Origin of the sequence: Halobacillus sp. B23F22_1 (assembly GCF_043497005.1) — a bacterium.
Lineage (GTDB): Bacteria > Bacillota > Bacilli > Bacillales > Halobacillaceae > Halobacillus_A.
The window spans coordinates 279,947-295,800 of record NZ_JBIEKE010000003.1; the positions used below are offsets into that span (position 1 = coordinate 279,947).

Genomic DNA, 15,854 nt, shown 5'->3' on the forward strand with positions numbered 1-15,854 from the left:
AACTTGTTTACACTAGAAACTAAGCTATATTTTTTTGTTTTACAATTGATGGTATGATAATGTTTTTCTCAATATCAGGTTTACTATATAGTCCTTCTGCTTTAGTCCAAATAGATGATATGGTTTCTGTGTTATTAAAAAAATTCACTGTTCTAATAGGACAGACAATCATCTCAGCATCTTTTTCTTTAGCCATTAAATACATAATCTCACCATTAGCAATATCTAGTCCTCTATTCCTGGCAGAGGATACTCCAGCATTTTTTTGATGGACTACTATTACTCTATTGTCTTGTAATGCATACTTTTCACAAATTTCTCCGCAGTTATCTTCTGAACCATCATTAATAAGTATAACTTCTATATCATAGAACGATTGGGTTAATATCGAATCTAAGCAAGCAGCCAAATATGGCTCAACATTATAAATTGGTACTAGAACACTAAAACTAGGCATGTATTGCTTTACTCCTCCTTTTTCGAACGAGCACCCTCATAACTAAGAATTATCCATATCATTAATTTTCACTAAAATTGTACGTACTCAATTTGATAATTTTTTAATTCCTTAATTTTCTTTAGAATCATTTCTTCCAGTTGGTCTTCATCAAAATCGATAATTACACCTTTCTTCTCAGGAACCAACTGTTCATATGCTCCTGAGAATTTTGTGCTAATAATTGGTTTGTTAAAGCATATTGCTTCAGCTAAGGTAATACAGAATCCTTCATGACGCGATGGCTGAATATATATATCGCAATCCTTCATATATGGATATGGATTAGCTTTTGCTCCCATCAATATAAAGTCTTCGCAAAGCCCATAATGTTCAATTAATTTTTCATAATTTTTACGATCAATTCCTTCTCCTATACAATACCACCTAACATGAGTACCTTTTGCCTTCAATTTTGCAAGTACTTTTATAATTAAATCCTGGCCTTTTTCTCTACTGAGTCTTCCAACAGTCAGTAGTCTGATGCCATTAAAACCATCTTGAAATCCACTCCCTCTTTCAGCCATATCGTGAATAATATTTTTGGATATAACATTAGGAAATAAAAAGATTTTATGTGATATATTCGGTAATATTTCTTTTAACTTTTGTTGACTTTCTTTTGAGACTACAAAAATTTTATTGAATTCCCTATAACTCTTTAGAGCATGTACAGGATTAAATCCTATTTTAGTGACATCAAAATGTATCCACTGGATCTTTTTGGTTGCTGCAACTTTATTTAAAATAAAATAGCTTATGAAGTCCATGGGACCTGCATAAGCTACAGCGATATCATATTCTTTATTGTCATAACGAATGTATTTAGCTAAATGCCTTAAATATATATCTTTATTTCTGAATATTTTCGATAAAAAATAGAAATAAGAAAAACTAAAAGATTTTAATATACTCCCCTCTTTCAATAATGAGATAGCTGTTTGTTTAGGAGGATGATTTATCATCCGCTTTATTTTTGAAAAACCTTTTAGAACTTCTACTTCAACATACGGAGGTATATGTTTCAGAAATTCACCTTTTTCTTCCATCATTAAAATCGTAATATCATACCTGTCTTCTGACATTTCAGAGATCATATTTAAAAGAGCTTTTTCTGTACCACCAATGTTCATGTTTTTAACCATAAAAATAACACTTCTTTTCACTAACTCACCTTCTTTTTAATTAAGAAGTAAATTTCATATATTAATTTATTAATTCATAAAACTTATAAACCTCTTCACAATTACCTTTCTTCTCAGTCTTCAGAAAACTAATTACTCGTTCCTTTAAAAGTGGTTCTTCTAAATATCTTTTAATTCCCTTATAAACACTCTCACCATCCATACTTACAACTACCCCATTCTCATCGTCTATCATTTGGTTGTAAACAGCATCAAACCGTGTAGTAACAACAGGAACATTTAACATTCTTGCTTCAGCTAAAGCTAACCCAAAACCTTCATACTTAGAAGTCTGCACATATAAGTCAGAAGCTTTTATATAAGGATAAGGATTAGATTTGACTCCCAGCAAAATAAAGTTATTACTTAAATTCCTTTTAATAATTTCTCTTTCAATTTCCTCTTTTAATGGTCCTTTACCTAACACATACCATTTAAAATCTATTCCGTTATTCTTTAATTTTTCACATGCCTCTAGCGCTATATCATAGCCTTTTTGTCTTGCTAATCTCCCAATTGTTAAAATACGCAGGCCCTTAAAGTTATCCTCGTAGCCATATTCAAGATTCGCCATATTTTTAATTAATTCAGGGTGATTTATGTCATAAATCACTTCTAACTTGTTCTTAAACTGAGGAAAAGTTTTGTTAAAAACGTCCTTAGTAGAGTTGGAAACTGCAATAATATTATTAAATTCCTGGTAGTATTTTTGTTGAAAATTTTTTTCTCTTTGGTTCAAATGATAGCTGACATTCACCCAAGCGAATTTTTTTTTTGCTCTAACTTTTTCTGCAACGTAAAAAGTTGGGACTCCCTGTGAGTAGCTTATAGCTATGTCATACTCACCTTGATTACTTTCAATTAAATTTGAAACCGTTTGCCAATATATTCTTGCTTTTTCAGGATTACTATATTTTTTCAGACGAATCTTTGTTGAGAATTTAACCCTCGACGTCAACATATTTATATTTTTATTTTTTATGGAGTATTTTATTGATTCTTTTATGCTAGAGTTTGAGAATTCAGTGTAACAAAGAGGTGGTAATACATTTACCTTTTGAGGAATAAATCTTTCTAATTTATTTCCGTGAGAGAATAACATAAGATCCACAGAGAATTTATCATAATCTAAAAGAGAGAGTAACGTTACTAGACTCTTTTCAGCTCCAGCCACATCTAAAGATTCAATTACAAATAGTATTTTTTTCAAGATTCTCCCCCTTATCTTAATACGTAGCTAGGTACCTTATAACATAATGTTCAATATCTTTTGCAAACTCCCTAAATTCAATCTGACTTAATACTAAATACACATATTCAATTAAGTATAATTTATAAAGTATTTCCCTATCGGTTCTAAAAAAACTTTTAATTTCTTGAGATTCGTAATCTGCGTTAGAGGCAATAACTTTAATTTCACTAGAAACACCACTATCAATCTGTTTCTCCATTTCGAGTTTATTTAAGAAAAATTGAATATCAAAAATGGGAGAACGGAAATCACAAAACTCCCAATCTATAGGAATAAGATTATTTTTGTAGATAATTAGATTATTACAGGTAATGTCTCCATGTGTAACCACTTGTGGAATATATGTCATAGGAAAGTTATTATTCAAGTAATTTATTGATTCTTCAACAAAATCGCTAATACATTTAGTTTGAGTTTTGGATAAAATATATGTGTTTTTCTTCAAATTATCAAATATTCCATTTTTCAAAGTGTTAAAATACATATCTGAATTAATCTTCTTTACCTTTGACAACTTTATCATCTTAACAAATAAGTCACTACACACCTTTGGATTATTAACTAGATAAGCATAAGTTGGATGATTTCCATTTATATAATATTCTTCTAAAATCATGTTCTTCTTATCCCATTTAACTAAATTAATCATTCTATTATATTTAATTAAGTTAAATTGCTTTTCTGCCAATCTTTCATAATTATGGTGGTACAGATTATAAATAATATTATTAGAGGTTGAGAATACCTTATAATTTGTATCACTTACTTTCATAACCAAGTCACCTTTTTTTGGTAAATATATTAAACGTGATTTAGACTTCAAAAAAATCTTTATATATAATAATATTTTTTTATGCTTATTTGTATGAGGAAGCAATGGGTTTATTTTGAAAAATAAAATAACAATAAGCTTTAATAAAGAAATATTTTTGTTAACATATAATCTTTTTTCTAATTGAATATATTTTTCCATAGCTCATTCCCTTATTTAAAAGTATTTATAGGTTTGTTTTTCAATCCATTTGTTAATTTTATTAATAACTTAAAAAGCTTAGGTTTTACAAAGAAAATAATAAAAAACACTTTTTGTTTAATGCTAAAGAAAGGATTAGCTAAAAGACCTGGTAAATTTCTATTAAATGTTTTCTTTAATATTTTCAGCTCCTTATTCGAATTCAATATATTATCTTCGGTTACAAAATAATTCCAAAATAAAAGATCTGTATATCTTATTTCTGATAAATGTAATATTTTCTTGTTTCTTAATCTTCTAAATAAATTAACTCTTTCATTTAATGCAAACACTTTATCTAACTTACTTACATTATATGGTGAATTCACAATACTACCTTCTCTTATTAAATAGTTATATAATTTCTTTCTAATATAAGTAACCTTTTTCGCTTCGAGTAATAGCTTATGGGTAATAAATTCGTCCTCATAAATTTTACTCTTATCAAATTTAACTTCTTTGAAAATCTCTTTTTTAAATAACTTGTTCCAAACTACAACGAAAGTCTCTGGTATCTCAGTATAAATTTTTTCTAGAGCTTCATAATTAGTAAGATTAATTATTGGACTATCTCTATCTTCACATTTTGAAACATCGTTCTCATCTTCATTAAGTTTAAAAAAATCGCATACAACTATATCTGACCCGTTTTTTATAGCAGTGTTATACATCACTTCATACATGTTTGTAAGTAAGTAATCATCGCTATCTACAAAACCTATATAATTCCCGGTTGCATAGTTAAGACCCATGTTTCTTGCGTCTGAAATACCTCCATTTTCTTTATGAATTACATTTACTCTAGAATCTTTTTGTTTATAATATTCACATATCTTCCCACAATTGTCCGGTGATCCATCATTTACTAAGATTAATTCAAAGTTTTTAAAAGTTTGAGATAGAATAGAGTCAATACATTTTTCTAAATACTTTTCGACCTTATAAACAGGAACAATGATGCTAATTTCTGGATTCATTAGATTCTCTCCCTATTTTTGAATTGGTAATGCAAATTAAGTAACTTAGGATTAAGCGCAATCATGATAATAATTAATTTATATTTTGAATTTAGGTGTTTACTTTGTAAAATTTTTTTATAATGATTTCTTATATGCTTTTGAATAGTTAATAAATATCTAATTCTTAATTCAGTATTTTGCACTTGATTAAGTATATATACACTATTATCAACGCTCCAATAAACAAAGGTTGAATAACATTCGTCTAGTAAATTAGGATACTTTTTACGTATAAATTCTAAAATTTCTTCCCATCCTACAAAACTTCCTAATCTTCCTTCATGGTATTCTTTATTAAGAATACTGTTCTCTCTTTTAAAATACATATAGCCAGTGAAGTTAGTGAATACAACTTTGCTAGCTTTAGCAAACATTTGATAAGAAGTCGCTAAGTCTTCATGTAAAAGTCCGACCGGAAACTTAATGTTTGACATACATTTCCTATTAAACAATTTATTACAGACTGAAAAGCGATAAATTTCCCCTTTAAAAAGTTGTCTTAAGCCTTCGTTGTTATCCATTTCTAGTATTAAATCTTTCTCCTTTTTAGGTACAGATACATTTTTTTCATTAACTTCCCCAAATGTACAAATAGAGATCTCGCTTCTTGTATATATACATAATTCATATAACTTTTTATACATATTTATATCAATATAATCATCACTATCCACGAAACCTATATACTCACCCTTAACTATATCTAATCCTGCGTTCCTTGCTGAGCTTAACCCTCCATTTTTCTTATGAATTACCCTGATCCTTTTATCTTTTTCTGCAAACTCATCACAAATTTCGCCACTTCCATCAGTAGATCCATCGTTAACAACTATCACTTCAATATCAGTAAACGTTTGTTCAAGAATACTATCCAAACACCTTCTAAGATAAGGCTCCACATTGTAAACAGGAACAATTATACTTATAGCTGGATTCATAATCTCACCCACTTTACAATTCAATTTTCTCCTTTACCAAAGTCGAAGAAACACCCTTCGTATAAGGAAAATACACAATATCCACTCCAACGCTGTGAAACTCTTTCTCAACTTCCATAAACAAAGCGTCACCCTTCCAGTCATCCCCTACAAACATGACATTGAAATTTAACATTTCCCAGGCTGCTATTTTGTCTCTATTGACTTGTGGAATAACCTGGTCAACATAACGGATGCCACTTACAATATCTCTGCGATCCTCAAATGGAATAACAGGCTGCTTGTTTTTATATTCCTGAACGAGCTCATCTGCACTTACGCCGACGATAAGATACTCGCATTGTTCTTTCGCTTTACGTAAAATGTTTAGATGGCCGACATGGAATAGATCAAAGACGCCGGTTGTATATCCGATTTTATATGGCTTCATAAACTTCTCCTCCCTTTTCACTAAAGCAGATGCCTTCCATTTGATTTACGACTTGTTCTGATGCCTGGCCTTGTTCGTAAGAGCCTATTTTCTCTAAAAATAATTTTAGCTCGTCCTGATAATGGTTTTCTTCAAACTTTTCAATCCTCTTAGTGAGCTCGTGATTAGAAGCTGCCTTAACAAATGGGAGTTCTTCTACATTAAAATATAGCTTTCTATCTTTCATCATGTATTCTTTCAGGTCAGGTACATATAAGAAGCAGGGCCGTTTGGTGATGGCATAATCAAACATGAGGGAAGAATAGTCTGTTATCAGTGCATCAGAAATGAACAATAGCTCCTGTATATCACTGTATTCCGTTACGTTTATAACACCCTCTCCCATCTGCTCGTCTTTTAATGAAAGGAGATGAGGATGAAATTTAACGATAATGGTCCACTCTCCTCCAAATCGTTGGGTGAGTGATTGGCGTAACTGCGGATAATCCAAGTCATAAACTGAGGTATCGTTCTTTCCTCTAAATGTAGGAGCATACAATAGCACCTTTGTGTTAACTGATAAATTCAACTTTCGTTTTACTAAGTTACAGCCGCTTCTTTCTCCAAATAAAAGGTCATTCCTGGGAGTTCCATGTTTAAAAATTTTTCCATCATACCAGTACGATCTTCTAAATATATCTGTACTGTTTTCACATCCTGAGATCAGTAAGTCACATTTCTTAGAATCATGCTTGGCCATCTTCACATAATGTTCAGGAAGTGTTGCTTCTGCGTCTTTCTCGATTTGTTTTAAACGCATCGAGCTGTGCCAAGTCTGGATGTAATATTGACTCTTTCTTTTTACAAATAAATCAGTGGTTCTAAAGTTGGTAATGATGATTTTAGATGTACAAAGTTCATAAAAGTACTTGATGGACATGACTTTTACTTTTCTTATTTTTGGGGGAATGTTATGTGCTTCTGGATTATTGAAAGCCCAGACGATATCGAATTTACTAGCATCTTGCTGAAGCACATACTCTGTAATGTATTTAGGGTTGCATCCATATTGGCTGCCGTAATAACTAAACATGAAGACTTTATTCTTTTTAATAGGAAAGCTGTTAAAGAAATAAATAATGATATAGGAAAGGAATTTTTTAAGTAGATTCATGTTACTTCGGCTCCTTCCCTGCTAATCTTTTCAAGTCCTGGTGGCTTAGAAAAAACTTTTAATTTCCTCATTACTTTTCGAAAGCCCAAGTAAGCAACATTCAAGTAAGGACTTTTATAAAATAAACTCAGCTGAAAATTCAGCTGCTGATCATTTTCGGTGGCCTGTTTAAAATTAGAATAGTTCTGACGAATGTACTCTTTTATTTCATTTCGATGCTCTCTTTTTTTATCTACCTTACGATTTAAAAGCAGAAGATTGTAATGAATGAGCAGGTTCTTTAATAATTGTTTGTAAGATTCTTGAGTGAGGCTCGTATGTTTTTTTTCCAGAAAATCATGCCTGACTTTAAGGCCTTTAATCATATCTAAATTTCTAGTTGTGTAATTAGCTACGATACTGTCATCACGCTGGTAATAGTTATATAAAGGTTCGTTCAAAACAATAAAGGTTTTAACGCGATGCATCACGTTGTGAGCCCAGAAGACGTCTTCAAATAATACTCCTTTTTCAAATTCCAGGTCGCGAATAAGGTCGGTTTTATAGAGCTTGCCCCAGGCGAAGTTTTTCACGGTTTCGTTTTTTACGAGTTCATACATTAGCTTTTCATTGTCGTAGATTAGAAGGTCGCCATTTTTTGAGTAATACCTTTGGTCAAATAGCAGATGCTCCTTATGTGCATAATAAAAAGCTGATTGAATGACATCAGCTTTAAAGGCGAGCATATGGTGAAGCATGTTGTCAATGGCTTGTTGTTCCAGCCAATCATCACTATCGACAAACATGGTGAATTCTCCAGTTGCGTGCTTCATTCCAAAATTCCGTGCATCCGACAGACCGCCATTTTCTTTATGCAAAGCTTTCACTCTCACATCTTTCTCAGCATATTGATCTGCTATTTCACCACATCGGTCAGGGGAACCGTCATCGACTAGAATAACCTCTATATTGCGGTAGGACTGTGTAAGTATGCTGTCTATGCAGCGGTGGATGTATTTTTCTACTTTATATATAGGAACAATAACGCTGACTGTTTTATTCAATTCTTACACCTCCTATGCTAGTTGATAGAGTTTATCTAATTCATGTTCATTATGATAATTTTGATTGCTGCAATTATGCTCCAGCTGACTTCTTAACTCCTTATCCTGATACAGTTTTTCGATACCATCGGCAATTCCTTCTGGAGACAGCTCACATATAAATCCATCAATTCGATCGTTTACTTGACTGGTTGCCGTTTGATAATTCGTGATAACCACAGGTTTACCTAAAAGCTGGGCTTCTCCTACGGTCACCGCCTTTCCTTCATAGCGGGAAGGCTGAACGTAGAGGTCTGCTGCTTTCATAAAAGGATAGGGATTGATTTTTTTACCTAACAAATAAAAGCAATCTTCCAATTTATTATCTTTGATTTGCTTTCTTAGCTTATCTTCATCTCCGCCATAGCCGACCACGTACCAGGCCAGCTGATTATACCCTTTATCTACCAGCAGTTTCATAGCATATACTGCCTGGTCAATTCCTTTAGCATGCGACAGACGGGCCACGGTTATTATTTTGAACCTTGGGTCGTTCTTCATTGGGTTGTCTACCGTCTCATTTGATAGAGTTCGCACTAAGTGAGGCGAGGTAATATTCTCTATCACTTTTACTTTATTTTTTAGTGGAGGGTATTTTTTAATGAAGGCTTGTTTGCACTGTTCCGACACAGCGATGATATGGTCGAACTTATCCCATAATTCAAGATCCATTTCCAACTCCGTGTCCACCGTCGAATAATCGGTATGAATCCAGGCAATTTTCGTCTTTGCTTTTACTTTTTCCGCCACCAGGTAATGTGGCCAAAGGTAACTGATCGCGACGTCATAAGTCTTATCAACTTTAGGTAAAAAAGGCAATGCGTACTTCCACATGTACTGCATTTGCTTATACCCGTTCTCAGTTGATGCCCCCTGGTTCGCCCGGTACTTCGCTATGAGTCTTGCCATGCCTATTGGCAGTTTTCCTTGCTTGATCACTTTTCCAATTGACATTCTAAATGTTTTATAGGACGGTACTTCATGTAATAGCTTAGGCTGATCAGGAAGAAGATCCATAAATTCCCCCGTATGGCTGCAAAGCATTAATTCAACGTCGTATTTATCGTAGTCAAAGTGGGTTAACATGCTGATTAAGCTGCGCTCCACTCCTCCTACTTCCATATCAAAGGAGGTAATTAACAGGTTTTTCATAGCTTTCTCCTTGCTTCCCATCATAAATTTTTAACAGCTTCGATATGCCAGCGTTTAAACTGTAATGGTTCAGCTCAAAACTATTAATGATTTTGTTAATATTCTTTTCTTTTTGTCCAGCTTTTCTAATGATTTCATCTGCCCACTCTTCCGCTCCATCACTCACGGACAGCGTAGAAAACAACCCTAAACCTAAATCGGCTTCTGGCTGAATCGCTTCAGATACAATACAAGGCAGTCCGCTCGCTTGTGCCTCCAGTAATACCAACCCTAGTCCTTCATAGATCGAAGGAAAAACAAAAACATCCATAGTATGAAGAAGGGTCGCAATATCATTTCTAACCCCTGCAAATTTTATGTTTTCTTTAATCCCTAACTCATCAGCTTCTTCTTCCACTTGTTTTCTAAGGTCTCCGTCCCCTACTAACAAAAGTTTCGCAGAGGGTTTTTTATTCACTACCGATTTCATCACTTTTAATAAAAAGGAATGGTTTTTTGCTTCGATAAAGCGCCCAATATGTCCAATGACAAAGCTGTGGCCTAATCCATATTCCATTTTGAATTCATTGACTTTCTGCTGAGGTTTTCCTATAAATGAGAAATAGTCAATCACATTAGGAAAGTATGAATATGCAGGCTTTTCAATTGTTCGACGGCCAAATAGGTATTTCCCTGATTGTTTACTGCACGCTAAATAATGGGTGGATACACGTTTAATGACTTTGCGCATACCACCAATATAAACTTTCTTAAGCAGTCGATCATGTTCATCATCCGTCGTATGAGCATGAGCAACTCTCACTTTCACACCAGCTAGTAAAGCAGCCGTATTGGCAATGCCACAGTGAAAAAGCGTGTGAGCGTGAACAGCTTGATAAGGGCCAAATTGTTTTATAGCTTTGTATAATTCTTTAACCGAGCTTGTTTGATTGAGATGAATCACTCGGCCGCCCAGCATTTGAATTTCTTTGTCGTAATGAGCTTCATCTTGACTATATGAAATAAAATCAAATTGAATCTTGTCCCTATCTATATTTCTGTATATATTCATTAACATCGTCTCTGTGCCTGCTCTGTTCATGCCTCCTGTGACATGGAGAACTCTCATAGGTTTTGATTGACTCATCCTTTCCCCTCAAATCCGAATAAAATAGCTAACTTTTTTCTTGCTGTTTCTTCCAGTGAATAAACTCAATGATATGTTTATACTCAGGCAGCTGTTCTTTCTCAATTCCTGCCTTTTTCAAATCGTATACAAATTGAACCCATTCATATTCAATTAAAGGTGGAAGTTTTGTCATTTGACGTTCTGAATTCAATAAATCATAGACATCCACGTCTAATACTTCGGCTATCTTTATAACAAGCGTAATCGAAGGATTTTTATTAACGTTTCGCTCAATATTACTTAAATTTGATTTTGATGTGTTGGCTTGTTTTGCAAGCTCTGATAACGAAAGACCTTTCCCGCGTCGAATTTTATGGATGGTTGTTCCTATCATTCATAAGTACCTCAATTTTTTTGTCATACAATACCTTCCTTATTTGTGGCTTTCTCGAATGTATCTTCAATACAATTAATGACTCTGTTTTGATCCATATCACTTAAGTTGGAACCTGATGGCAGACAAATTCCTGTCGTAAATAAATTTTCTGAAATGCTTTCAAAAGGGGCATGTGAGTAATATTTACAACCTTTAAATAGAGGTTGTAAATGTAATGGTTTCCAAACAGGACGTGCTTCTATGTTTTGGCTGGTCATATCTCTGATGATTTGATGTGGGGTGACCGATGTTACGTTTGGGTTAAGAGTAAACGTCGTAAGCCATCGGTTAGACTTCGTATAAATCAGCTCAGGCATAAAGCTGATTCCTGGGAGCCTTGATAACTTTTGTTTATACCTCTTAAAAATTCGGCGTCTTGCTGCAGCCCGGTGGTCGATCGCTTGCAATTGAGCTCTTCCTACCCCGGCTAACAAGTTGCTCATTCTGTAATTAAATCCTATCGTACTATGCTGATAGTGGATGGCCTTGTCGCGAGCTTGAGTAGCTAAAAAACGAACTTTCTCAAGTCCCTGTAAATCGTCTGATACGAGCATACCGCCTCCTGAGGTTGTTATGATTTTATTTCCGTTAAAGGAATAAAGCCCATAATCACCGATTGTACCTGTATGTTTCAATTTATAGGTGGACCCCAAAGATTCTGCTGCATCTTCAATAAGAGGGACATTATACAACTGACATATTTCTTGAAGCTGCTCCATCTTTGCGCTTTGTCCGTACAAATGAACAACTATGACTGCCTTTGGTAATTGGTGCTTTCGGTATGACTCTTCTAACGCGGCTTCTAATGCTTGAGGAGACATGTTCCACGTTTCGGGTTCAGAGTCTATGAACACAGGTTCTGCTCCTTGATACAAAATAGGATTCGCTGTTGCTACAAACGTCAAACTCGAACAAAAAACGGTATCTCCTCGCTGGACTTCTAATAAAGAAAGAGCTAAATGAATCGCAGCTGTTCCTGAACTGACAGCAACTGCTCCTTTAGCTCCTACATACTCTGCTATTTCTTTTTCAAAAGCGTCTATATTTGGACCAACTGGTGCGATCCAGTTACTTTTAAACGCTTCATCTATATAATGTTGTTCATTTCCTGTCATGTGCGGTGGAGAGAGGAATATTCTTGGCTTTGACAAATGGTTCACCCCCTGCACGATGCAAAAACTCAATGGGCATCGCTTTTTTAATACTTCGAGCTGGCGAGCCTGCTATTTTACTGGAGGTAGGAACATCTCGGATCACTGTTGATCCAGCTCCTACCACTGACCAATCTTCAATCGTAACTCCTGGAATGACGGTTGACGCTGCTCCCATCACTACCCCTTCACCTATGGAAACTTGTCCTGTCAGCGTAACGTTAGGGCAAAGATGGGTGAAATTCCCCACTTGATTATCGTGTTCTACGATGGATGCCGTGTTAATAATGCAATGTTCACCAACGCTCGCTGCTGCATTAACTACTGCGTAAGGCATGACCACGGTTCCCCTTCCGATAAAAGCTGAAGGGCTGATAATCGCAGAAGGATGAATAAGGGTAGCAAAGTGTTCGTCGCCGATTAGTTGAACCACCCGTTTTCTTGTTCGGTTGTTACCAATAGCTACTACAATTCTGATTTCTTCGCTTACCATGTGATTGATGTCAGCAATTGGCCCAAAGTAAATGTCGTTTTCGATAAAGCCAAACGTGTATTTATCATCAAGAATAGCGGTGAGTTGTTCTGTTCCTCTAGCTGCAATAATATCCTGGATAACTCTGCTGTGACCTCCATTTCCAATCACGATGATCTTCATATTACATCACTTCCCTGGAACCTTTAAATTTCTCCATTGCGCCACGCCCTTCAGGTGTTATTCCCTCTTTCTTTGCAACCTTTTGAATCGTCATCCATAAGATCTTTACATCCAGCTTTAGACTTTGATGTGTTACATACCATGTGTCGTAATGAAATTTTTCTTCCCATGAAATATTATTTCTCCCATTAACCTGCGCCCATCCCGTAATTCCGGGTTTCACTTCATGTCTTTGGGCTTGCTCTTTCGTATATAAAGGAAGATATTCCATCAGAAGAGGTCTCGGTCCAACTAAACTCATTTCACCTTTTATTACATTGAAGAGTTGAGGAAATTCGTCTAAGCTATATTTCCTTAGAAACTTACCTACTTTTGTTAAACGCATTTCGTCGGCCAAATCTCCTTCACTCATGGTTCTGAATTTGAAAAGATTAAATGGGTGACCAAATTGTCCTGGTCGCTCTTGTTTAAAAAGAATAGGAGCGCCCATGGTTGTTTTTACTAATAAAGCTACACCTATGACGATGGGAGAAGCGGCTAGTAAAAGAACGCTGGAGACCACTAGATCGATTGTTCGCTTCATATTATGTTCTCCCCTTTTACTTACTTGCTGGCATAAATAAATCCGCTGCTTTATTCAGCACCGGAGGTTTTCGTTGTGGTTTTAGGATGTTGTTTTCTTCATACCCATTTGGGTTACCTGCTTGCCATCTCCACGTGTCTTGACACATTTGTTGGATTCCTCTGCTTGCCTTCCACCCTAATTCCTTTTCAGCTTTTATCGGATTGGCATAACAAGCAGCTACGTCTCCAGGACGTCTTTTTAAGATCGAGTATGGAATTAACTTATCGGACGCAATCTCAAAAGCAGCAATCATTTCGAAGACGCTGTATCCTCGTCCCGTTCCTAGATTATAAGCCTCGACACCTGTAGAGGTTTGTATCTTTTCTAATGCCCGGCAGTGACCCTCAGCTAAATCGACGACATGAATATAATCCCTGACGCCTGTGCCGTCTTCCGTCGGATAATCGTTTCCAAAAACGTTCAACCTTTCTAGTTTGCCGATCGCCACCTGAGAAATGTATGGCATAAGATTGTTTGGTATACCATTGGGCGACTCTCCAATTCTTCCGCTTTCATGGGCACCAATCGGATTGAAGTAACGAAGCAGGGCAATGCTCCAGCCTGCGTCAGAAAGACATAAATCTCTTAACATATCTTCAATCATCAGCTTCGTCCGACCGTATGGGTTCGTCGCTGTTAACAAGTGATCTTCTGTAATAGGTACTTCATTAGGATTTCCATAAACAGTAGCGGAAGAACTGAACACTAAATTTTTCACATTGTAATTTTTCATAACTTCACATAAAATCACCGTACTGATGACATTATTTGCGTAATACCACAAAGGCTCTTCAACTGATTCTCCTACAGCTTTCAACCCAGCGAAATGGATGACAGCTTCAATGTCGTTTTCTTCAAACACCCTGGCAAGTTCTTCTTTTTCTAAAAGATCAAACGCATAAATCGGAAAGGTTTGGCCGGTGATCTCCGTTACTCGTTGCAGTGATTCACGATGACTGTTGGAAAAATTGTCAACGACCACGATATCATGACCTTCGTTTAACAGCTCTACACACGTGTGAGTGCCAATGTATCCCGCTCCACCCGTTACTAAAATAGCCATATGTTGCTTTCCTCCTTTTTCTACCATATTAAATAATTGCTTTCATACTGGATATTTAATGTCATTACATTTTCATAGAAGTAATAAGCGAAATAGCAAACGATAATGGCTAAGTATACAAACTTTTTATCTCGCTGATGAAAAAGCGGGATGATCCAGGAGATTAGGATCAGCTGATACAAACTAAAATAAATTGAAAACCTGGCAAATATCCAGTTTTGTGTAGCAATAACCATAAATACAAACCCAATGAGAGCCATATTAATAATGACATCACTGTTCGGCATGATTTCTCTCAGCTTATGCCTGCCTAAGTAAGCGACGAATAGGGGGACACTTTCAACGGCTACTCTAAGAAGATTTGCACCGCCTTCAGCGAAGTCTTTATATTCTCCATATTGGGTGTCTTCAATAGCAGAGAATAAAATTGAAGAAAATTGCTCAAATCCAGCGGCTAGCAGTACCGCCACTCCTAACAACGCAATCGTAGCTTTGGAAAAAGCTTTAGCTTGAACAAAGAAATAAACAGGCAGCAGGATGAGCGCACTTTGGTGAAATAGTGATGCAAACATTATTACGATGGCATATCTTTTAAAGCCGCCTTCTATTAAAAATTTAATTGCCGTAAATGCGATGGCCGCTGCTAATGTCTGCCGGATGCCATTCATTGTAATTAAAAATAAACCGCCCGTAATATAAACATAAATACTTAGTTCAAGCATCCGAGAATATTTGTATAATACGATCATAATTAATGTATTTGTAATGACTGCCGTCGTAATGATTAGAATCTGTGGGTCACTTGAAAAAGATTGTAACACCATTTGAAGGATTCCAAATCCAATGTCTTTTTGCTCCTGTACCAATTCCCACGTAAATGTATTCACTTCAAAAGAATGCATATAAAAGTACGTATCGCCAATGTTCGTACGTAAACCTGAAACAGCCGCGATCGATAGTAACGCAATCATAATGAATAATTTGTTCGGTTTAAATAAAACGTCCGTGTTCGTATGAACTTCCACGGCCAATACTCTGGCCAACAGAACTAATCCAAATACGAGGAATAAATTCATCCATAATAATGTCATATCGTTT

The 15,854-nt window shown here is 35.3% G+C and carries 17 protein-coding genes; all 17 read right to left on the minus strand.

Features of this window, described 5'->3' with window-relative positions:
* Positions 1-19: 19 nt before the first annotated feature.
* Positions 20-457 (minus strand): glycosyltransferase family 2 protein, encoded by a 438-nt coding sequence (locus tag ACGTNH_RS16540; protein ID WP_394588040.1) that lies wholly within the window; start codon positions 455-457, stop codon positions 20-22.
* 71 nt (positions 458-528) lie between these two features.
* Positions 529-1,662 carry a glycosyltransferase gene (locus ACGTNH_RS16545; protein WP_394588041.1) on the minus strand — a complete coding sequence of 378 codons (1,134 nt, stop codon included), beginning with the start codon at positions 1,660-1,662 and terminating at the stop codon, positions 529-531.
* A 40-nt stretch (positions 1,663-1,702) separates the two neighbouring features.
* Positions 1,703-2,890, minus strand: a complete 1,188-nt coding sequence (locus ACGTNH_RS16550) for a glycosyltransferase (RefSeq protein WP_394588042.1) — start codon at positions 2,888-2,890, stop codon at positions 1,703-1,705.
* Between the two features lie 16 nt (positions 2,891-2,906).
* Positions 2,907-3,905 carry a phosphotransferase family protein gene (locus tag ACGTNH_RS16555; protein ID WP_394588043.1) on the minus strand — a complete coding sequence of 333 codons (999 nt, stop codon included), beginning with the start codon at positions 3,903-3,905 and terminating at the stop codon, positions 2,907-2,909.
* A gap of 11 nt (positions 3,906-3,916) precedes the next feature.
* Positions 3,917-4,921, minus strand: coding sequence for a glycosyltransferase family 2 protein (locus ACGTNH_RS16560; protein WP_394588044.1), 1,005 nt, complete (start codon positions 4,919-4,921; stop codon positions 3,917-3,919).
* Positions 4,921-5,901: a glycosyltransferase family 2 protein gene (locus ACGTNH_RS16565; protein ID WP_394588045.1), complete on the minus strand. Its 981-nt coding sequence runs from the start codon at positions 5,899-5,901 to the stop codon at positions 4,921-4,923. Before ACGTNH_RS16565 ends, ACGTNH_RS16560 begins: the two co-directional genes overlap by 1 nt.
* Before the next feature lie 13 nt (positions 5,902-5,914).
* Positions 5,915-6,331 carry an FAD synthase family protein gene (locus ACGTNH_RS16570; protein ID WP_394588046.1) on the minus strand — a complete coding sequence of 139 codons (417 nt, stop codon included), beginning with the start codon at positions 6,329-6,331 and terminating at the stop codon, positions 5,915-5,917.
* A complete protein-coding gene (locus tag ACGTNH_RS16575; RefSeq protein WP_394588047.1) occupies positions 6,318-7,484 on the minus strand; it encodes a CDP-glycerol glycerophosphotransferase family protein in 1,167 nt (388 codons plus the stop codon). Before ACGTNH_RS16575 ends, ACGTNH_RS16570 begins: the two co-directional genes overlap by 14 nt.
* A complete protein-coding gene (locus ACGTNH_RS16580) occupies positions 7,481-8,527 on the minus strand; it encodes a glycosyltransferase family 2 protein (RefSeq protein WP_394588048.1) in 1,047 nt (348 codons plus the stop codon). Before ACGTNH_RS16580 ends, ACGTNH_RS16575 begins: the two co-directional genes overlap by 4 nt.
* 12 nt (positions 8,528-8,539) lie before the next feature.
* The gene (locus ACGTNH_RS16585; RefSeq protein WP_394588049.1) at positions 8,540-9,718 is read right to left on the minus strand and encodes a glycosyltransferase; all 1,179 of its coding nucleotides are present in this window, start codon (positions 9,716-9,718) and stop codon (positions 8,540-8,542) included.
* A complete protein-coding gene (locus ACGTNH_RS16590; protein WP_394588050.1) occupies positions 9,690-10,844 on the minus strand; it encodes a glycosyltransferase family 1 protein in 1,155 nt (384 codons plus the stop codon). Before ACGTNH_RS16590 ends, ACGTNH_RS16585 begins: the two co-directional genes overlap by 29 nt.
* 28 nt (positions 10,845-10,872) lie before the next feature.
* On the minus strand, positions 10,873-11,220 hold the full coding sequence (locus ACGTNH_RS16595; protein ID WP_394588051.1) for a helix-turn-helix domain-containing protein: 348 nt from the start codon (positions 11,218-11,220) through the stop codon (positions 10,873-10,875).
* A 23-nt stretch (positions 11,221-11,243) separates the two neighbouring features.
* Positions 11,244-12,377 (minus strand): DegT/DnrJ/EryC1/StrS family aminotransferase, encoded by a 1,134-nt coding sequence (locus ACGTNH_RS16600; protein WP_394588514.1) that lies wholly within the window; start codon positions 12,375-12,377, stop codon positions 11,244-11,246.
* A complete protein-coding gene (locus ACGTNH_RS16605) occupies positions 12,364-13,068 on the minus strand; it encodes an acetyltransferase (protein WP_394588052.1) in 705 nt (234 codons plus the stop codon). The genes ACGTNH_RS16600 and ACGTNH_RS16605 overlap by 14 nt, the downstream gene beginning before the upstream one ends.
* Before the next feature lies 1 nt (position 13,069).
* The gene (locus ACGTNH_RS16610; protein WP_394588053.1) at positions 13,070-13,651 is read right to left on the minus strand and encodes a sugar transferase; all 582 of its coding nucleotides are present in this window, start codon (positions 13,649-13,651) and stop codon (positions 13,070-13,072) included.
* Between the two features lie 16 nt (positions 13,652-13,667).
* The gene (gene galE, locus ACGTNH_RS16615; RefSeq protein WP_394588054.1) at positions 13,668-14,756 is read right to left on the minus strand and encodes a UDP-glucose 4-epimerase GalE; all 1,089 of its coding nucleotides are present in this window, start codon (positions 14,754-14,756) and stop codon (positions 13,668-13,670) included.
* Positions 14,757-14,776: 20 nt separating this feature from the next.
* On the minus strand, positions 14,777-15,847 hold the full coding sequence (locus ACGTNH_RS16620; protein WP_394588055.1) for an EpsG family protein: 1,071 nt from the start codon (positions 15,845-15,847) through the stop codon (positions 14,777-14,779).
* Positions 15,848-15,854 lie beyond the last annotated feature (7 nt).